Genomic DNA, 18,942 nt, shown 5'->3' with positions numbered 1-18,942 from the left:
TGCCCGCCCCGGGCCGCGCCGCTCAGACCTGCGGGTCGACCCCGACGATCTCGCTCGTCCTGTCCCAGAGCGCCTCGGCCAGCAGGTCGTCCTGCGCGTGGCGGTGCAGGCGGCCGTGCGGCTTCAGCTGGTCGAAGTAGGTGCCGTTCTCGACGCTGACCGAGCTCGGGCCCGACAGCTGGATCAGCGGCACGGCGCCGGCGTGCGCCGAGATGCCGTAGTTGCCGTTCGAGAGCACGTTCGCCATCCGCCACATCGGCGACGACGAGCCGAACGACGTCTTGACGATGCCGGGGTGGAACGAGAACGCCTCCAGGCCGGTGCGCCGGGCGAGCTCGCGGACGAACAGGATCGTCTCGATCTTGCTCGTGCCGTACTGGCGCCAGCCGCCGAGCCAGGGCCGCTTGGCCCAGTTCAGGTCGTCGAGCCGGACGCTGCCGAACAAGTTGGCCACGCTGGCCGTCGAGACGACCCGGCCAGAGCTCTCGAGCAGCCGGGGCAGCAGGAGGCGCGTCAGCAGGAAGGGCGCCAGGTGGTTCGACTGCAGGATGCGCTCGTGCCCGTCGTGGCTGAGGCCTCGCTCGCTCACGAGGCCGCCCGCGTTGTTGGCCAGCACGTCGATGCGCGGGTACGCGTCGAGCAGCTCGTCCGCGAGGCGGCGCACGTCGTCGAGCCGGTCGTAGTCGGCCAGGAACGCCCGGCCGCCGACCTGGTCGGCGACGGCACGGGTGCGCTCGGCGTTGCGGCCGACCACGGCCACCTGCGCGCCTCCCGCCGCGAGCTCGATCGCCGCCTCCCGGCCGATGCCGCTGCTGGCTCCGGTGATGATCACGGTGCGGGTCATCGATAGCCGCCTTCCTCGAGGCCTGCCTCGATCTCGAACCTGTTCGTCAGCGGGTCGCTGCCGGCCAGGAAGTACAGGAACGGCATCAGCATGCCGTACTTCTGCCACTGCCTCACGTGGACGGCCTCGTGCTGCAGCACGCGGGGGCCGTCGTTGTCACGGGTCAGGTAGACCCGCCCGACGCAGGTGCCGCCGCGCTTGAACGCCCACCGGGGGAGGCCCCGGCAGACGATCAGGTCGCCGACGACGCGCACCCGGCCCACGCTGAGCGGCACGCCGATCGCGAGTCCGACGGCGGTCGCCCACGCGCAGCCGAGGCGCGATACCGGGGAGTCGAGGAGGGGGTTCCTCACGGACGCCCGTAGGCGTCGAGCAGGCGCAGCCAGATCTCGCTCACCGTCGGGTACGCCGGGACGGCGTGCCACAGGCGGTCGATCGGCACCTCGCCGACCACGGCGATCGTGGCGGCCTGGAGCAGCTCGGCGACGTCGGGCCCGACGAACGTCGCGCCGACGATGACCTTGCGGCCCTCGTCCACGACGATCCGGGCGTGCCCCTCGTAGTCGTCCGAGTGCAGGGCCGACCCGGCCACGCCGGCGAGGTCGTAGTCGACGACCTTCACGTCGATGCCCCGCTTCTCGGCGGCGTCCGCGGTGAGGCCGACGCTCGCGACCTCGGGGTCGGTGAACGTCACCTGGGGCACGGCGGCATCGTCCGCGGTCGCGACGTGCGCACCCCACGGCTCGGTCTTCAGCTCGCGGCCGAGGGCACGGGCGGCGATGACCTCGCCGGCGGCGCGGGCCTGGTACTTGCCCTGGTGCGTCAGCAGGGCGCGGTGGTTCACGTCGCCGACCCCGTAGAGCCAGTCGGTGCCGTGCACGAGCAGCGTGTCGTCGACCTGCAGCCAGTCGCCGGGCTCGATGCCGACGTTCTCGAGGCCGAGGTCGGAGGTGCGCGGCATGCGCCCCGTCGCGACGAGGATCTCGTCGGCGATCACGACGCTGCCGTCGTCGAGGGTGACCTCGACCGTGTCGTGCTCGGTGCGGAGGACGGAGGCGGGGGACGCGCCGACGCGCACGTCGACGCCTCGCTCGCTCAGGGTCTTGCCGACGAGCTCGCCGGCGAAGGGCTCCTGGCCGCCCAGCAGGCCGCTGCGGGCGATGACCGTCACGGTCGAGCCGAGGCCCTGGTAGGCGGTGGCCATCTCTAGGGCGACGACGCCGCCTCCGACGATGACGAGGCTCTGGGGAACCGTCTGGGCGCTGGTGGCCTCGCGGCTCGTCCACGGACGCGCCTCGGCCAGGCCGGGCACGTCGGGCAGCAGGGCGGTGGAGCCGGTGGCCGCGACCACGGCGTGGCGGGCCGTGTGCACGGTCCCGTCGACCGTCACCTCCTTGACGCCGGTGATGGTCGCGTGGCCGCGGAGCAGGGCGATGCCCGCGCCCTCGACCCAGTCGGCCTGCCCCGAGTCGTCCCAGCCGCTCGTGAACGAGTCGCGTCGGCGCAGCACCGCGGCGACGTCGACGTCACCGGTCACGGCCTGGGCGGCGCCGCCCACGGACTTCGCGGCCCGGATCACCGAGGTGGAGCGGAGGAGCGCCTTCGACGGCATGCAGGCCCAGTACGAGCACTCGCCGCCGATCAGCTCGGCCTCCACGAGGGCCACCTCCAGCCCGCTGCGGGTGGCGTAGTCCGCCACGTTCTCGCCGACCGCGCCGGCTCCGATCACGATGAGGTCATAAGTCGTCATGGGTCAGACGGTAGTCCCGGTGGCCTGTCGAGCGCCGGGGGACCGCCGACCACCCGCATGAACGATCGCTGTACGGATTCTGAGTACTGGTTGACAGGGGAGGACGTCGCGGGCCCGGAGGCGTACCGTGCTGGAAAAGGCGCAGACAGCGCCGTTAGCGAGGAGGTCACCATGGGACTCGACGACAAGATCAAGAACGCCGCTCAGGACATCGCCGGCAAGGCGAAGGAGGCCATCGGAGACCGCAAGGGCGACGACAGCCTCAAGGCCGAGGGTCAGAAGGACCAGGCCGGCGCGTCCGCCAAGAAGGTCGGCGAGGACGTCAAGGACGTCTTCAAGTAGGTCGATCCGCCTCGTTCTCGAGCCCGTCTCCCCTCAGGGGGAGGCGGGCTCCTGCGTGTCAGGGGCCCGCACCGTCCGGTCTCGTCGTCGTCCGCACTGCGCAGGGCGACACGAGGAGGCGGTCAGTCGCCCTCGTACTCCGCCGTCGTCCTCGAGAGGAACGCCTCCATGCCCCGGCGCGCGTCGCCGGTCTGCATCAGCCGCACGAGCTCCGGCTGCAGCCGCGCCTCCGCGGCGGCGTCCCCCTCGCGCACCGCGAGCCGGGCGTTCGCCAGGGTCGCCTGCACGGCCAGCGGGGCCTGGGCGGCCATGCGGCGGGCGAGCTCGAGGCCGCGGGTGCGGGCCTCGCCCTCGGGGACGACCTCCTGCACGAGCCCGATGCGCCGCGCCTCCTCGGCGTCGAACAGGTCGCCGGTGAGCATCCAGCGCATGGCGTCGCCCCAGCCGACCCGGCGGGGGAGCCGGATCGTGGCCCCGCCGAACGGGAGGATCGCGCGGCTCACCTCGATCTGCCCGAAGCGGGTGCCGACCTCGGCCACGACGACGTCGCTCGCGAGGGCGAGCTCGACCCCGAGCGTGAGGCAGGTGCCCTGCACGGCGGCGACGACGGGCTTCGTGAGCTGACGCCCCTCGACCTGCCAGGGATGCAGCCCGCCCTCGGGGACGACGTCGAGCCCGTCCTCGCCGACGGCGGGGGCGACGTCGCCGAGGTCGAGGCCCGCCGTGAAGTGCTCGCCGTGGCCGACGAGCAGGCCGACCCGCAGGTCGGGATCGCGGTCGAGCAGGCCGTAGGCGAGCGAGAGCTCGCGGAGCATCCGCCGGTCGGCCGCGTTCCGCTTCTCGGGGCGGTCGAGGCCGATGAGGAGCACGTGTCCGTCGCGCTCGACGGAGACGCGGGGCCGGTCGTCGCTCACCGTGCCGTCGCTCGCCGCGCCGTCGGTCATCGGGCCAGTGCTCCGACGACGCGGAGGATCGTGCCCATGTCGTCGGCCGCGGCGGCCGCGTCGACGGGGGCGAACGAGCACAGGCCCGCACCGACGAGCGTGAAGCGTTCCTTGAGGGCGGTGATCGTGGCGATCAGGACGGCCGGGTCGAGGCCGAAGGGGACCGGCTCGAGCAGCCCGTCGAGGGTGCCGGGGTCGAGCACGTCGAGGTCGACGTGGACGTACACCTCGGTGGCGCCGGTCGCGGCGACTGCCTCGACCACCTCCTCCGGGGTGAGGTCGAGCGACGACACCGTGCGCACACGGCGGCTCTCGACCCAGGTGTCCTCGGCGTCGTCGTACGTGCGGCTCCCGGCCAGGACGATCCGGCCCGGCTCGAGGCGCCTCGCCCCGGGCCCGGCCTCGAGGGCGCCGAGCTCGTCCGTGCCGTCGCCGGTGAGGGCCCGGAGGACCATCCCGCTGAAGGCGCCGCTCTCGCTGGTGCGCGGGCTGTGCAGGTCGGGGTGGGCGTCGAACCAGACGACGGCGGTGTCGGGGCCGAGGGCGTGCTGCACGGCGGCGTACTCGACGCCGCAGTCGCCGCCCACGACGAGGGCGGGCGAGGCCTCGGCCTCGAGCTCGCGGCGGAGCGACGCGGCCACGGCCACGACCGAAGAGAACCTGTGCACGCGGGTGCCGAGCGAGTCGCCGGCGCCGACCGGCACCTCGACCACGGCGGTTGACTTCGCGGGCAGGTCGCCGAGTACGGCGTACGCGCCCTCGGCGAGCCGCATCGCCCTCGACGACGGAGAACCCTGCCACTGGGGGACCACGACGAACCTCATGCGCGTGAGTCTGGCACAGGGCGGTCCGCCGAGCGCCGGGTGGCGCTCATCCCCAGGGCCTGCTCACCCGGGCCACGACACGCTCGAGCGGCCCGCGGCCGACGAAGCGGCGCCAGAGGACGGCCCAGACGATCGTGAGGACGACGGCCGCGACCAACCAGCCGAGGGGCAGGCCGTACCGTCCGCCGTCGAGGCGGTAGAGGGTGAAAAGGGGAGCCGTCAGCACGAGGTGCGCCGAGTAGATGGTGAGCGGCTGGCTCCCGACGGCGGCGAGCGGCGAGAGGCCCGTGGCGACGGCTCGTCCGGCCGCCCAGGCCGGCCGGGTGGCGAGCAGCAGCAGGCCGACGACGGCGAGGGCCGTGCCGCCCGAGCCGACGATCTCCGCCGGTGCGCCCTCGTGCGCGGCCGGGTCGAGGGCAGGCCACGAGGAGGCGCCCGGCAGCCACCGGGACCCGTAGCCGACGACCGCCGCCACGACGCCCGCGACCAGCAGGACGACCGCTGTGCCCAGGCGCCGCAGGTCGCTCCGCGCGGCGACGAGGCCGACCAGCAGGAACGGCAGCCAGACGAGCGCCGGGTACGACCCGACGAGCAGGGCGTCCTGCGCGAGCCCCACGACCCCTCCCGCGAGAGGGCTGCCGAGGGTCGTCACGGGCACCCGGTCGGCGAGCCACGGAGCGCCGACCGTGACGACCGCGGCCAGCGCGAGCAGGACGGGGCGCGGGGCGAAGAGGACGACGGCGAGCAGCGCGAACATCACGCCGTAGTACGGGAGGATGACGAGCACGTACTCGTTCCAGGCCTGCAGCACGAGGCCGAGCAGCACGAGGACCGCCGCCCGGATCAGCACGGAGCCGACGACCGGGGCGCGGCCGCCTCGGGGCGTAGGGCGTGACCCGCCCGACGAGAGGCCGAGCGAGATGCCCGCGAGGGTGGCGAACAGGATCGCCGACCGGCCGTCGAAGACCCGCTCGTCGAGCTCGGCCCGTGGCCACATGTGCGCGGCGAACATGCCGAGCACCGCCAGCCCCCGCGCGACGTCCACGGCGACGACGCGCGACGCCCCGCCGCCCGGCCGGTGCACGACGGGAGGCGGGGCGAGGGAGCCGGAGGCGGTGGTCACGCGTCGAGGGCGCCGAGCTTCAGGGCGGCGAGCCGAGCGTCGACCTCGGTCTGCTGGTCGAGGTCCTCGAGGCCCTCGAACTGCGCGTCGAGGCTGGACGCGGCGAGCTCCTGCTGGCCGAGCACCTTGGCCTCCTCGCGTCGGACCTTGTCCTCGAAGCGGCCGATCTCGCTCGTGGGGTCGAGGACGTCCATGCTGCCGAGGGCGTCGGCGACCTGCGACTGTGCCGCCGCGGTCTTCGAGCGGGCGATCAGCTCGTTGCGCTTCGAGTCGAGCTGGTCCAGCTTCGAGCGCATCCCGGTGAGCCCTGCCTTCAGCTTGTCGACGACGACGGTCTGGGAGGCGATCGTCGGCTCGGCGTCCTTCGCCTCCTTCTCGGAGGAGATCTGCTTGCCGAGGGCGACCTTGGCGAGCGCGTCGAACTTGTCGGCGTCGGCGGCGTTGCCGGCGGTGCGGAGCTGGTCCGCCTTGTTGCTCGCCGCCAGGGCCTTCCGCTCCCAGTCGGCGGCCGCCGCGACGTCCTCCGCGTGGTCCTGCTCGAGCAGCCGGAGGTTGCCGATGGTCTGGGCCACGGCCGACTCGGCCTCGGCGATGCTGTTGGTGTAGTCGCGCACCATCTGGTCGAGCATCAGGGCAGGGTCCTCCGCCTGGTCGAGCAGGGCGTTGATGTTGGCGCGGGTCAGCTGAGCGATCCGGCCGAAGATGGACTGCTTCGCCATGGTGGTGTCCTCTCGTGGGTGGTGCGTCGGTCCCGCCGGGCGGCGCCCGCCGGGGAGTGTCGTTGTCGTCGTGGTCGTCTGGGTCGTCGTCCGGGACGGGGCGGACCGGGTCAGAAGCGCCCGCCGCCGGAGCGACGTCCGCCGCCCCCGCCGCCTCCTCCGCCGCCGAAGCCGCCGCCTCCGAAGCCGCCGCCTCCGCCGCTGCGTCCGCCGAAGCCGCCGAGGCCGCCGAGCCCGCCGCTGCCGAAGCCGCCGCCGCGCCCGCCGCCTCCGCCGCCGAGCAACCCGCCGAGGACGATCCCGGTGACGATGCCGCTCAGGTCGGCCCCGCCGCCTCGTCCTCCGCCGCCGAACGGCACGCCTTGCTGGTACGACGAGACCTCGGCCTGCGCCTCCGACGCGGCAGTGCCGGCGAGCTGCACCGCGAGGTGCGCCTCGCCGAGGGCGCGATCGCGGTCGGAGGTCGCGAGCGAGACGGACGTCGCGAGGTGCCTCTCGGCCTCGGAGAGGCGGGTGCGCGGCTGCGGACCGACCGCGCCGCGTCGGGTCTCGATGAAGTCGCGGGCGGCGCTGATCTGGCTGCGGGCGGTGAGGAGCGCCTGGTCGAGCGCGGCCTGGGCCCTGCGGTCCTTCTCGACGGCGTCGCGGAGGGCGACGAGGGCGGCGTCGATGCGGACGTTCGCGGTGTCGAGGCCGGTCAGCACGGCGAGGGGGTCGTCGGTCTGCGTCTCGCCCAGGGCGACGGCGGCGCGAGCTGCGGCGACCGCGCCGGCGACGTCGACCCCCTCGGGCACCCGGTCGTCGGGGAGCGACTCGGCCGCGGCGACGTCGCGCCGGAGGTCGGCCGAGAGCGCGGCGATCGTCGTGCCCGCGGTGCGCAGGGCCTCGGCCGCCTTGTCGACCGAGCCGACCAGCTGATCGACCTGGCCGAGCGACTGTCGTGCCGCTCGCACGGACCCCACGGCCTCGCCGGTGTCGTCCCGACCGATCGCCGCGGTCGCCGTGGCGGCGGACTCGTCCGCGAAGTCGAGGAGGCGGTCGGCCTGGTCCGGGGCGTCGGCGACCGTGGCCACGGCCCTGGCCGAGTACGTCTGCTGGAGCTGCGTCAGGATTGCCCGGGCACGCTGCACCTTCTCTCGCCGGCCGGCGACCTCCCCGGGCAGCGCAGCCGCGTCGCGGGGAGCGCGCTCTTCGTCGGCACGGAGGGCGTCGAAGGCCGCGGACTGCTCGTCGAGCGAGCGTCCGGCCTCGTCGCAGAGCTGGACGATGCGCTCGGTCCACTCGCGACGCTGCTCGGGCGAGTCGGGCACGGAGTCGTCCAGCCGCTGCTGGAGCTCGAAGGCCTCCCGTGCCTGCTCCCTCGCCGTGGTCAGCGCCGCGGCGAACGGGGCGACGGCCTCGTCGCCGAACTGGGCCGCGGCGAAGCCGACCTCCTGCGCGCCGGCGGTCAGCTCGTCGTCGAGGGCGACGAGCAGGGCGGCTGCGCGGCGATCGAGCTGGGCCTGCGCCTCCTCGGCGGAGCGGAAGGCGCGTCGGCGTGCGCGGCCCCGGACGACGGCGAAGACGACGGCGCCGATAGCGGCGAGGACGACGAGCCCGACGAGCGCCCAGAGCAGCCAGGAGAGATCGGGGCCGGCGGCGTCCTGCCGGATGCCGTCCGCGAGGGCCACGGCCGCCCCTGCCCAGTCCGAGTCGCGCAGCTCGGGCTCGAGGACGTCCGACTGGAGGGCCTCCTGCTGGCCGGCGGTGATCGTCGAGCTCGAGGAGACGGAGAGGTCGTACACCCGGTCGTCGACCGCGACGCTGAGGAGGACGTCGTCCGTGCCGAGCTGGTTGCGCTCCGCCGTGGCGACGCCCCAGGCAGCGCTGTCGGCGGGGGACTCGAAGGAGTCGACGTAGACGACGAAGAGGTCGATCCCGGCGTCGGCCGAGAGCTGATCGAGGCTGTCGGTGACCTGCTGGACCTCGGCCGTCGAGAGGACTCCGGCGTCGTCGAGCACGTAGGCGCCGTCGAGGTCGACCGGCGGCGAGGCCGCGGCCGTCGTCGCGCCGAGGCCGATCACCCCCGCGGCGAGCAGTGCGGCCACGCCGGCGGTGACGGCCCTCCGCACCCCTCGTCGGTCTCGTCGACCCTTCGCGCTGACGGTCACGGTTCTCCCCTCGGTCCGGTGGCTGGAGTCTAGCCACGGGCCCCCCGACGGGGTCCGAGAGGGGGGTGTCGCGGTGGACGGGAGGAGCCGTCCCTCGTCGGGGGAGGGAGCGCGGCGGGGCGGGAGCTCAGCCGACGAAGAGCAGGACGATGGAAGCGACAGCGCAGAGGGCACCGACGCCGATCAGGATCCAGCCCACCGTGCGGAGGGCACGGCCGTCCTCGTGCGGCGCGTCGAGCCGGGGCCGCGTCGGCCGCCACGGGTCGTAGTGCACCACCAGCTCGGTCTCGACCGGGGTGTCGACGGGGTGGTCGTCGAACTCGGTCTCGTGCAGCTCGCCCGAGGAGTCCATCCACCTCGCGGTGGCCGCGTGCGCCCAGTCGGGTGCGGGGATGACGACGGCGACCGTCTCTTCCCACCGACGAGAGCGCGAGCGCATGACGGTGCCGGCGAGCAGGAAAGGCGTGCCCACGACGAACCCGAACCAGCCGAAGAGCTCCACGACGGGGGAGATCACGGTGAGGGCGTCGGACACCCCTCGATCGTACTGTGGCCGGGCCGCGTGGTCCTGCCGCCCTAGACTCGTCCCGCCCCGACGACCCCGGAGACCTGCCGACCGTGACCCGCCCCGCCGCCCTCGAGCGCGTGCCCGCCCCGCTCCTCGCCGTCGCGGCCATCGTGTCGGTCCAGTTCGGCGCCGCCCTGGCCCGCACCCACTTCGACGCCCTCGGCCCGCTCGGCGCGGCGGCGCTCCGCCTGGGCTTCGGTGCCCTCGTCCTGCTGCTCGTCTTCCGGCCGCGCGTCGGCGGCTGGTCGCGCCGTACGTGGCTCGGCGTCGTCCTGCTCGGCGTGGCCCTCGCCGGGATGAACCTGCTGATCTACCTGGCCATCGACGTGGTGCCCCTCGGCGTCGCGGTCACCCTCGAGTTCCTCGGCCCGCTCACGGTCGCCCTCGTGCAGACGCGGCGGTTCGTCGACGCGGCCTGGGCCGTCCTCGCGCTGGCGGGGGTCGTCGTGCTCGGCCTCGACTCGAGCGGTGCCACCCCGATCCTCGGCGTCCTGCTGGCACTCGGGGCGGGCGCCTTCTGGGCGGGCTACATCGTCGCCAACGCCAGCCTCGGCCGGGGCGACGACTCGCTCGGCGGCCTCGCCGTCGCGATGACGGTCGCCGCAGTGATCGTGGTGCCGCTGGGGGCCGGGGACGCGGCCTCGGCCGTCTCGGCCGACCCGAGCCTCCTGCTCGTGTTCCTCGTCGTCGCGGTGCTGACGAGCGCCCTGCCGTACTCCCTCGAGATGGTGGCCCTGCGGCGGCTGCCGACGCGGGTGTTCGGCGTCCTGTCGAGCCTCGGCCCGGCGACGGCCGCGCTCGCGGGCCTCGTCGTGCTCGGCCAGGCACTGGGCGCGCGCGAGCTCGTGGCCCTCGCCCTCGTGACGGCCGCGAGCGTCGGCGTCACGGCCACCGCGCGCCGGCCCCGTCGCGACGGGCCGCTCGTGGAGCCGCCGCCCACCTGACGTCGTACCCCTGCGGCACCCGTTCCGCCGACGGGTGGTGAGCGGGCGGTCCTGGACTGACGAGGAGCGGTCGTGGCCGCCTGTACCCCGTTCACGGGGCTCCGCGGCGGCTTCGCGGGGTACTCTCCGGAGACCGGCCTGACCCGAGGCCGTCTGACCTGAGGAGGACATCATGGGTGCTGTTCTTGAGAGGACGTCGCGAGCGGAGGTCGTGCCCCTGGGCGACGGCTTCCACCGGGTGTCCACCCCCACCGCCGGCGTCATCGGCTTCGTGCACGAGACCGAGGGCCGCTTCGAGGTCCTGCGGGGCCGGGTCCGCTCGGCCACCCGTGCCGAGGGCGCGTACCGCACGCTCGACGTCGCCGTCATCGCGCTCACGTACAGCTGAGCCGCGACGAGCGGCCGACCGCCGGCAACGGAGCCGGGGGCCGACCGCCCACGAGCACGACTAAGGCCCCGCATCAGCGGGGCCTTCGTCGTTGCCGGCCGGTCGGCCGAGGTGGTGCGTGGTGCCCCCAGAAGGATTCGAACCTTCGCCCCTGCCTCCGGAGGGCAGTGCTCTATCCCCTGAGCTATGGGGGCCAGGGACGTCGACAAGGCTAGCAGCGATTGCACGCGGTCATGGACGTGGTCGACGGACGCGGCGACCGGACGGGAGCAGGCTGGTCCTGTGACTCCTCCCGACTCCGCGCCCGGCGCCTCCTCGTCCTCGTCCTCGTTCCGCGACCGCGTGAGGGGGGCGGCGTCGCCGAGCCCCGACGTCCGCGAGCTCGATGTCTCGTCGACGCCTGCCGACCCGATCGCGCTGCTCCTCGAGTGGCTCGACGTCGCCGTCGCCGTCGGCGTCGTCCAGCCGCACGCGTTCACGCTGTCGACGGCCTCGACGGCGTCGGGCCCCGCGGCCCGCACGCTCCTGCTCAAGGACGTCGACGACGCCTTCTGGTTCACCTCGTCGGCGCTGAGCCCGAAGGGCCGACAGATCGCCGAGGACGAGCGCGTCGCGCTCACCTTCTTCTGGGCGGCGCAGGGGCAGCAGGTCCGCGTCACCGGCTCGGCGGTCGCCGGGCCCCGCGACGTGGCGGAGCAGGACTTCCGCCACCGGCACCCCGACTCGCGTGCCGTCGCCGTCGCCGTGCCGCAGAGCACGGAGATCGACGACGTGCGCGCGGCCGACGAGGCGCTCGACCGTGCCCGCGCCGAGGTGGAGGCCGACGACGACCTTGTGCCCGACGACTGGACCGCGTACCGAGTCCTGCCGGTGTCGGTCGAGTTCTGGCAGGCCACGACGGGCCGCGACCAGGTGCGCGTGCGGTACGACCGGGTCGGCGACGACTGGCGCCGCGCCTCCCTCTGGCCGTAACGCCGCGACACACAGCTGGCCAGGGCCGTGACCGCCGACGACCATGGAGCCATGACCTCCTCCCTCGTCCGCCCCGGGTCCGCTGCCGTCGTCGCCGCGCGCCCGATGCTGGCCGTGGTCGAGGTGACGGCACACCGGCCCCACGCTCCGCGTTACCACGCGTACGTCCAGACGCTGAACGAGCGCATCGTCGAGGACGCGATCGCGCTCGGCTGGGACGCTCAGCGCTTCGCCGCGGGCGACCTCGGCGCCGCCGAGCTCCTCCGCGTCACCGACGGTGCCTCCGCGATCGTGATCGCCGGGGGAGAGGACCTCGATCCGATCACCTGGGGCGGACGCCGCGGCTACGAGGGCGAGGGGCGTCACGACGAGGAGGCGGACGCCGGCCAGATCGCCCTCGTGCGTCGTGCGCTCGTCCGGTCCACCCCCCTCCTCGGCATCTGCCGCGGGCACCAGGTGATCGACGTGGCGCTCGGCGGCACCCTCGTGCCGCACCTCGACGACGCCGACGGCGCCCACCGGGGCTCGGGAGCGGTCGAGAGCCTGATGGTCGACCACGACGTCGAGCTCGCCCCCGGCAGCCGCGTCGCGGCGGCGCTCGGCGGCACCACGGCCCGTGTCCGCAGCGCGCACCACCAGGCCGTCGACCGGGTCGGCGAGGGCCTGGAGGTCGTCGCCCGCACCGCCGACGGCGGGGTCGAGGCCGTGGAGCACGAGACCGCGCCGATCACGGGCGTGCAGTGGCACCCGGAAGACCGCGGCGCCGACCGGACGCAGTTGCCGCTCCTCCTGTCCCTGCTGGCGGCCCAGGCCGCAGAGGTGTCCCGCGCCGCCTGACCGCCGCCTCCCGCGCGCCGTCCCGGCGACCGCGGCTCGGCCGGTGGTCGACCGTCCCGCCGGTCTCCCCGTGCCCAGCCGGTAAGCTCGACGACCGTGACTCCCGCCGAACTCTCCACGTCCCTGCTCGCCGTCGTCGACGGGGTGCTCCAGCGTCGAGGCGTTCCCGCCGACGTCGTCGTGACGCCCGCCGACGTCGTGCTCGAGCGGCCCCGCAACCGCGACCACGGCGACTGGACCACCAACGTGGCGATGAAGTTCGCCAAGCGGGTCGGCGCCTCGCCGCGCGACCTCGCGACCGAGATCGCGGCCGAGCTGGCCGAGGTCGACGGCGTGTCCGACGTCGACGTCGCCGGCCCCGGCTTCGTCAACGTGCGGCTCGACGCGGCCGCCGCCGGCCTGCTCGCGAGGACGATCGTCGAGCAGGGGGCCGAGTTCGGCCGCGGCTCGTACTACGACGGCGTCACCATCGACCTGGAGTTCGTGTCGGCGAACCCCACGGGTCCCATCCACATGGGCGGCGTCCGCTGGGCCGCCGTCGGCGACAGCCTCGCCCGCGTCTTCGAGGCGCAGGGCGCGCGCGTCACCCGCGAGTACTACTTCAACGACCACGGCGGGCAGATCGACAGGTTCGCCCGCAGCCTCGTCGCCCGGGCGCTCGGCGAGCCGACGCCGGAGGACGGCTACGGCGGTCAGTACATCTCCGACATCGCCGACCGCGTGCTCGCGGCGACCGACGTAGACGTGCTCGCGCTCCCGCGCGACGAGGCGCAGGAGGCCTTCCGGGCCGCCGGGGTCGACTTCATGTTCGCCGACATCAAGCAGTCGCTGCACGACTTCGGCGTCGACTTCGACGTCTACTTCCACGAGAACGAGCTGCACGAGTCGAAGGCCGTCGAGCGCGCCGTCGCCCGGCTCCGCGAGCTCGGGCACATCTACGAGGCCGAGGGCGCCACCTGGCTGCGCACCACCGAGTTCGGCGACGACCGCGACCGGGTCGTCATCAAGACGGACGGCGAGGCGGCGTACATCGCGGGCGACCTCGCCTACTACCTCGACAAGCGCGAGCGCGGCTTCGAGCGCAACCTGATCATGCTCGGCGCCGACCACCACGGCTACGTCGGCCGCATGATGGCGATGTGCGCGGCGTTCGGCGACGAGCCGGGCGTCAACCTCGAGATCCTCATCGGCCAGATGGTCAACCTGCTCCGCGACGGCGAGCCGATGCGCATGTCGAAGCGCGCGGGCACCGTCGTCACGATGGAGGACCTCGTCGACGCCGTCGGCATCGACGCCGGTCGCTACTCGCTGGTGCGCAGCCCCGTGAACAGCTCGATCGACATCGACCTCGACCTCTGGACGCGGCGCACGAACGACAACCCCGTGTTCTACGTCCAGTACGCGCACGCCCGCACCCGCTCCGTGGCGCGCAACGCCGAGGCCGCCGGCGTGACGCGCGACGCGTTCGACGCCTCCCTGCTCGTCCACGAGACCGAGAGCGCCCTCCTCGGCGCCCTGGCCGAGCTGCCGCGCGTCGTCGTCCAGGCCGCCGAGCTCCGCGAGCCGCACCGGGTCGCCCGCTACGTCGAAGAACTCGCCGGCACGTACCACCGCTGGTACGACAGCTGCCGGGTGACCCCCCTCGGCGACGAGGAGGTGACCGACCTGCACCGCACGCGCCTCTGGCTCAACGACGCGGCCGGCCAGGTCATCCGCAACGGCCTGGGCCTCCTCGGCGTCTCCGCTCCCGACCGGATGTGACGACGAGATGAGCGACGTCGACGACTTCTTCGCCGAGCGGGCCGTCCCGCGCCGCCGTGCCCGGGGCGCCGCCGCCGGCCTGTTCGTGCTGGTCGGCGTCCTGGTGGTGCTCGCGATCCTCGCGGTCGTCGCCGACGTCGTGACCCGCGGCCTGGTCGAGCAGCGTGCCGCAGCCGAGATTTCGACCGCGACCGGCCTCGACGACGTGGCCGTCGACGTCCACGGCACCTCCGTGCTCTGGCAGATCGCGCACGGCTCGCTCGACGACGTGACGCTGTCCTCGGGCTCGGCGGGCGACCCCGTCTCGTTCCGCCTCGACGTCAGCGACGTCCCCACCGACCTCGAGGGCACCTCCGGCGCGGTCACCGGCACGCTCTCGGCCGACTCCGCGACGGTCAGCTCGCTCGAGGGCGTCTCGTCCGCCGGCGCGACCGTGACGCTCGGCGACGGCGACGTGACCTACGCCCGCAGCTTCGACGTGCCCGTGCTCGGGGCGGTGCCCGTCGACGTGACGGCCACGCCCGCGATCGCCGACGACGGCCGTGCCCTCGACTTCACCCCGACGCGGGCGTCGCTGCCCGACACGTCCCTGTCGCTCGACCTGACCCCGTTCCTCGGCGACTTCGCCCAGCGCGTCTGCGTCGCCGAGCAGCTGCCCCCGGGCGTCGTGCTCACGTCGGTCGACGTCGAGCCGGGCCGGGTGCAGCTCGGCCTCCGGTCGGACGGGCTGCCGCTGACCTCCTCCGGCCTGGCCGCGAAGGGCAGCTGCAGCTGATGCCGGGGCGCCGGCCGCCGCGGGGCTCCGTCACGCGCGGCCGCTGTCGCTAGGCTCGTCGTCGTCCCGCCCCTCCCGATCCCCACCGAGGTCCCCGTGTCGCCCAACCCCCTCGCTCCCGACTGGCTGCTCGAGCCCGACGACGTCGACGCGCTCGACCGCTCGGTCTGGTCGCACGGCGCCCTCCGCGGCGACGACGGCGTCGTCGCCGTCGCCGGCGTCCGTGCCACCGAGCTCGTCGCCCGTCACGGCAGTCCCCTCTACGTCGTCGACGAGGACGACTTCCGAGGGCGCGCCCGCGGCGCGAAGGAGGCGTTCGACCGAGAGCTGGGACGCGTCGGCACCAGCGCGATCGTCTACTACGCCGCCAAGGCCTTCCTGTCCGTCGAGGTCGCCCGCTGGGTCGCCGAGGCGGGCCTGCGCGTCGACATCTGCACCGGCGGCGAGTTCGCCGTCGCCGCGGCGGCCGGGGTCGAGCCCTCGCGCATGGCGTTCCACGGGAACAACAAGTCGCTCGCCGAGATCGACCGCACCGTCGCGGCGGGCATCGGCAACATCGTCGTCGACAACGCGGAGGAGGTGGTGCGGGTCGCCGAGGCCGCGGCTCGTCACGGCGTCGTCCAGTCCGTCCGCGTCCGCGTCAACAGCGGCGTGCACGCGTCGACGCACGACTACCTCGCCACGGCCCGCGAGGACCAGAAGTTCGGCATCACCCTCGCCGACGCACCGGCCGTGGTGGCGGACATCCGCAGCCGGCCGTCGCTGCGGCTCCTCGGCCTGCACTCCCACATCGGCTCCCAGATCTTCGGCTCGGAAGGGTTCGGCGAGGCCGCGCGCCGGCTCCTGGCCCTCCACGCCGAGCTGCTCGCCGACGGTCCCGTCCCCGAGCTCAACCTCGGCGGCGGCTTCGGCATCGCCTACACGTCGGTCGACGACGCGCGTCCCCTCGACGAGCTCGCCGCCGCGCTGGCCGACATCGTCGCGGCCGAGTGCGCGCGGCTCGGCATCCCGCTGCCCGTGGTCGCCGTCGAGCCCGGCCGGGTGATCGCCGGGCCGTCCGGCACGACCCTCTACACGGTGGGCACGGTCAAGGACGTCGCGGTCACGGTCGACGAGCAGACCGGAGAGACCGCCGTCCGTCGCTACGTCAGCGTCGACGGCGGGATGAGCGACAACGCCCGGCCGGCCCTCTACGAGGCCGACTACTCCGCGCGCGTGGTGAGCCGCGCCTCCTCGGCGGGCCCTGCCCTCGTCCGGGTCGCGGGCAAGCACTGCGAGAGCGGCGACCTCGTCGTGCTGGCCGAGTACCTGCCCGCCGACGTCGCGCCGGGCGACCTGCTCGGCGTGCCCGCGACGGGCGCGTACTGCTGGAGCCTCGCGAGCAACTACAACCACGTGGGGCGGCCCCCGGTCGTCGCGGTGCGCGACGGGGCCTCTCGGGTCATCGTCCGTGGTGAGACCGAGGCCGACCTCCTCGCCCGCGACGCCGGCCTCGACTGAGCCTCGCGGCGCACGTCTCCCGACCACCCCTGCCCCTCAGCTCACGGCGCCCCGACCGGGTCGCCTCCACAGAACGGAACACCATGGACGAATACCGCGACGTGAGGGTCGCCCTGCTGGGCGCCGGATCGGTCGGGTCGCAGGTGGCGCGCCTGCTCCTCGAGCACGCCGACGAGCTGGCGGGTCGCGCCGGCGCCGGCCTGCAGCTGGTCGGCATCGGCGTCCGCGACGTCGACGCGCCCCGCGACGTCGACCTGCCGCGCGAGCTGTTCACCACCGACCTCGAGTCGCTGATCCTCGGGGCCGACATCGTCGTCGAGCTCATGGGCGGGCTCGAGCCGGCCCGCCACCACGTGCTGCAGGCGCTGCTGTCGGGGGCCGACGTCGTCACGGGCAACAAGGCGCTCCTCGCTCACCACGGCCCCGAGCTCTTCGCGGCGGCCGAGCAGGTCGGCGCCCAGCTCTACTACGAGGCGGCCGTCGCCGGCGCCATCCCCATCATCCGACCGCTCCGCGACAGCCTCGCCGGCGACCGGATCCGCCGGATCATGGGCATCGTCAACGGCACGACCAACTTCATCCTCGACCGGATGGACACCGACGGCGACACGCTCGAGGACGCCCTGGCGACCGCGACGGCCCTCGGCTACGCCGAGGCCGACCCGACGGCCGACATCGAGGGCTTCGACGCGGCGCAGAAGGCGGCCATCCTCGCGAGCCTCGCCTTCCACACGACGGTGCCGCTCTCGGCCGTGCACCGCGAGGGCATCACGTCCGTGACGCACGAGCAGGTGCAGGCTGCGCGCAAGGCCGGCTACGTGGTCAAGATCCTGGCCATCTGCGAACGGCTCACCGACTCCGACGGCGTGGACGGCGTCAGCGCTCGCGTGTACCCCGCGCTCGTCCCGCTCGACCACCCGCTGGCGGCCGTCCACGGCGCGAAGAACGCGGTGTTCGTCGAGGCAGAGGCCGCCGGCGACCTCATGTTCTACGGCGCGGGCGCCGGGGGAGTGGAGACCGCCTCGGCGGTGCTCGGCGACCTCGTGTCCGCCGCGCGTCGACACGTCATCGGCGGCCCCGGCGTCGCCGAGTCGACCCAGGCCGACCTGGCCGTGCTGCCCATCGGCCACGTGGTCACCCGCTACCAGATCACCCTCGACGTCGCGGACCAGCCCGGCGTCCTCGCCGAGGTCGCGACGGTGCTCAGCCAGCACGGCGTCAGCGTGCACAGCGTCGAGCAGACCGGCGGGCTCGAGCCCGGTGCGTCCCGTGACGAGGAGGCGCCCCCCGCGACCGCTACCCTGATCATCGGCACGCACCGTGCCCGCGAGTCCGACCTCGCCGCCACGGTCGTCGCCCTCCGCAACACCGCGGTCGTGAACTCCGTCACGAGCGTCCTGAGAGTCGAAGGAGCCTGATGGCCCACCAGTGGCAGGGTGTCCTGCGCGAGTACGCCGACCGTCTCGACGTGACGGAGGCGACCCCGGTCGTCACCCTCGGCGAGGGCGGCACGCCCCTCATCCCCGCGCCGGCGCTGTCCGCGCGCACCGGGGCGAAGGTGTTCGTCAAGTACGAGGGCATGAACCCGACGGGCTCCTTCAAGGACCGCGGCATGACGATGGCCATCTCGAAGGCGGTCGAGCACGGCGCCAAGGCCGTCATCTGCGCGTCGACCGGCAACACGTCGGCGTCGGCCGCCGCCTACGCCGCGCACGCCGGCATCACCGCCGCGGTGCTCGTGCCCGAGGGCAAGATCGCCATGGGCAAGCTCAGCCAGGCCGTCGCCCACGACGGTCAGCTGATCCAGATCCAGGGCAACTTCGACGACTGCCTCGACATCGCGCGCGACCTGGCCGAGAACTACCCGGTGCACCTCGTGAACTCGGTCAACAACGACCGCATCGAGGGCCAGAAGACGGCCGCGTTCGAGGTCGTCGACGTGCTCGGCGACGCCCCCGACTTCCACTTCCTCCCCGTGGGCAACGCCGGCAACTACACGGCCTACACCCGCGGCTACCGCGAGGACGTCGAGGCCGGTCGCTCCACGCGCCTGCCGCGGATGTTCGGCTTCCAGGCCTCCGGCTCGGCGCCGATCGTGGCGGGCGAGGTCGTGAAGCACCCCGAGACCATCGCGAGCGCGATCCGCATCGGCAACCCCGCCTCCTGGCAGCTGGCCCTCGAGGCCCGCGACCTCACGAACGGCTGGTTCGGAGCGATCACGGACGAGGCGATCCTCGCCGCGCAGAAGATCCTGGCGGCCGAGGTCGGCGTCTTCGTCGAGCCGGCGTCGGCGATCAGCGTGGCGGGCCTGCTCGAGCGCTCCGACGCGGGCGTCGTCCCGGCGGGCGCGACGGTCGTCCTCACGGTCACCGGCCACGGCCTGAAGGACCCGCAGTGGGCGCTCCGTCGCGCCGACGGCTCCGAGGTCACGCCGACGGTCGTCGAGAGCGACACCTCGCGCGTGGCCGAGGTGCTCGGGCTCGTCCCGGCCTCTGCGTGAC

19 protein-coding genes and 1 tRNA gene are annotated in these 18,942 nt (G+C 74.0%); 10 read left to right on the top strand and 10 right to left on the bottom strand.

The window, feature by feature from the left end; genetic code table 11:
* Positions 1-22: 22 nt before the first annotated feature.
* Genes IFT77_RS03240 through IFT77_RS03230 form a run of 3 tightly spaced genes read right to left on the bottom strand, consistent with a single transcriptional unit; the run spans position 23 to position 2,594 of the window.
* Positions 23-844, bottom strand: coding sequence for an SDR family NAD(P)-dependent oxidoreductase (locus IFT77_RS03240; RefSeq protein WP_192169192.1), 822 nt, complete (start codon positions 842-844; stop codon positions 23-25).
* Positions 841-1,197, bottom strand: coding sequence for a Fe-S oxidoreductase (locus IFT77_RS03235; RefSeq protein WP_192169191.1), 357 nt, complete (start codon positions 1,195-1,197; stop codon positions 841-843). Before IFT77_RS03235 ends, IFT77_RS03240 begins: the two co-directional genes overlap by 4 nt.
* Positions 1,194-2,594 carry an NAD(P)/FAD-dependent oxidoreductase gene (locus IFT77_RS03230; RefSeq protein ID WP_192169190.1) on the bottom strand — a complete coding sequence of 467 codons (1,401 nt, stop codon included), beginning with the start codon at positions 2,592-2,594 and terminating at the stop codon, positions 1,194-1,196. The genes IFT77_RS03235 and IFT77_RS03230 overlap by 4 nt, the downstream gene beginning before the upstream one ends.
* 171 nt (positions 2,595-2,765) lie before the next feature.
* Here IFT77_RS03230 and IFT77_RS03225 point away from each other — a divergent pair, with 171 nt between their 5' ends.
* Positions 2,766-2,936 carry a CsbD family protein gene (locus IFT77_RS03225; protein WP_123546355.1) on the top strand — a complete coding sequence of 57 codons (171 nt, stop codon included), beginning with the start codon at positions 2,766-2,768 and terminating at the stop codon, positions 2,934-2,936.
* Between the two features lie 122 nt (positions 2,937-3,058).
* On the opposite strand, the gene IFT77_RS03220 is transcribed toward IFT77_RS03225, so the two are convergent.
* From IFT77_RS03220 to IFT77_RS03195, 6 genes are all read right to left on the bottom strand, one after another.
* Positions 3,059-3,880: a crotonase/enoyl-CoA hydratase family protein gene (locus IFT77_RS03220; RefSeq protein ID WP_192169189.1), complete on the bottom strand. Its 822-nt coding sequence runs from the start codon at positions 3,878-3,880 to the stop codon at positions 3,059-3,061.
* Positions 3,877-4,704, bottom strand: coding sequence for an arginase family protein (locus tag IFT77_RS03215; RefSeq protein ID WP_192169188.1), 828 nt, complete (start codon positions 4,702-4,704; stop codon positions 3,877-3,879). Before IFT77_RS03215 ends, IFT77_RS03220 begins: the two co-directional genes overlap by 4 nt.
* 46 nt (positions 4,705-4,750) lie before the next feature.
* A complete protein-coding gene (locus tag IFT77_RS03210) occupies positions 4,751-5,827 on the bottom strand; it encodes a DUF418 domain-containing protein (protein WP_192169187.1) in 1,077 nt (358 codons plus the stop codon).
* The gene (locus tag IFT77_RS03205) at positions 5,824-6,546 is read right to left on the bottom strand and encodes a PspA/IM30 family protein (protein ID WP_192041916.1); all 723 of its coding nucleotides are present in this window, start codon (positions 6,544-6,546) and stop codon (positions 5,824-5,826) included. Before IFT77_RS03205 ends, IFT77_RS03210 begins: the two co-directional genes overlap by 4 nt.
* A gap of 110 nt (positions 6,547-6,656) precedes the next feature.
* Entirely contained in the window at positions 6,657-8,696 is a 2,040-nt protein-coding gene (locus IFT77_RS17140; protein WP_192041915.1) for a TPM domain-containing protein, read from the bottom strand.
* Between the two features lie 127 nt (positions 8,697-8,823).
* Positions 8,824-9,231: a sortase gene (locus IFT77_RS03195; protein ID WP_192041914.1), complete on the bottom strand. Its 408-nt coding sequence runs from the start codon at positions 9,229-9,231 to the stop codon at positions 8,824-8,826.
* An 83-nt stretch (positions 9,232-9,314) separates the two neighbouring features.
* On the opposite strand from IFT77_RS03195, the gene IFT77_RS03190 reads away from it, so the two are divergent.
* Together IFT77_RS03190 and IFT77_RS03185 are read left to right on the top strand one after the other, a co-directional pair.
* Complete coding sequence (locus tag IFT77_RS03190; RefSeq protein WP_192041913.1) at positions 9,315-10,208, top strand: EamA family transporter; 894 nt, start codon at positions 9,315-9,317, stop codon at positions 10,206-10,208.
* A gap of 172 nt (positions 10,209-10,380) precedes the next feature.
* Entirely contained in the window at positions 10,381-10,596 is a 216-nt protein-coding gene (locus IFT77_RS03185) for a hypothetical protein (RefSeq protein WP_192041912.1), read from the top strand.
* Between the two features lie 119 nt (positions 10,597-10,715).
* Here the strand turns inward: IFT77_RS03185 and IFT77_RS03180 are convergent.
* Positions 10,716-10,790, bottom strand: a tRNA-Arg gene (locus IFT77_RS03180).
* Positions 10,791-10,878: 88 nt separating this feature from the next.
* On the opposite strand from IFT77_RS03180, the gene IFT77_RS03175 reads away from it, so the two are divergent.
* The 7 genes from IFT77_RS03175 to thrC all read left to right on the top strand — a co-directional run bounded on the left by IFT77_RS03175 (position 10,879) and on the right by thrC (position 18,941).
* On the top strand, positions 10,879-11,568 hold the full coding sequence (locus IFT77_RS03175) for a pyridoxal 5'-phosphate synthase (RefSeq protein ID WP_197980390.1): 690 nt from the start codon (positions 10,879-10,881) through the stop codon (positions 11,566-11,568).
* Between the two features lie 51 nt (positions 11,569-11,619).
* Positions 11,620-12,405 carry a gamma-glutamyl-gamma-aminobutyrate hydrolase family protein gene (locus IFT77_RS03170; protein ID WP_244638384.1) on the top strand — a complete coding sequence of 262 codons (786 nt, stop codon included), beginning with the start codon at positions 11,620-11,622 and terminating at the stop codon, positions 12,403-12,405.
* Between the two features lie 96 nt (positions 12,406-12,501).
* Positions 12,502-14,166: an arginine--tRNA ligase gene (argS, locus tag IFT77_RS03165; protein ID WP_192041910.1), complete on the top strand. Its 1,665-nt coding sequence runs from the start codon at positions 12,502-12,504 to the stop codon at positions 14,164-14,166.
* 7 nt (positions 14,167-14,173) lie between these two features.
* On the top strand, positions 14,174-14,941 hold the full coding sequence (locus tag IFT77_RS03160; RefSeq protein ID WP_192169185.1) for a DUF2993 domain-containing protein: 768 nt from the start codon (positions 14,174-14,176) through the stop codon (positions 14,939-14,941).
* 96 nt (positions 14,942-15,037) lie between these two features.
* Positions 15,038-16,441, top strand: coding sequence for a diaminopimelate decarboxylase (gene lysA, locus IFT77_RS03155; RefSeq protein ID WP_192169184.1), 1,404 nt, complete (start codon positions 15,038-15,040; stop codon positions 16,439-16,441).
* A gap of 83 nt (positions 16,442-16,524) precedes the next feature.
* Positions 16,525-17,859 carry a homoserine dehydrogenase gene (locus tag IFT77_RS03150; RefSeq protein WP_133737675.1) on the top strand — a complete coding sequence of 445 codons (1,335 nt, stop codon included), beginning with the start codon at positions 16,525-16,527 and terminating at the stop codon, positions 17,857-17,859.
* Complete coding sequence (gene thrC / locus IFT77_RS03145; RefSeq protein WP_123546331.1) at positions 17,859-18,941, top strand: threonine synthase; 1,083 nt, start codon at positions 17,859-17,861, stop codon at positions 18,939-18,941. Before IFT77_RS03150 ends, thrC begins: the two co-directional genes overlap by 1 nt.
* The last annotated feature ends 1 nt before the right edge of the window (position 18,942 follow it).

Origin of the sequence: Frigoribacterium sp. CFBP 13729 (assembly GCF_014841875.1) — a bacterium.
Classification (GTDB): domain Bacteria; phylum Actinomycetota; class Actinomycetes; order Actinomycetales; family Microbacteriaceae; genus Frigoribacterium.
This window is presented reverse-complemented; position numbering and strand designations above follow the sequence as displayed.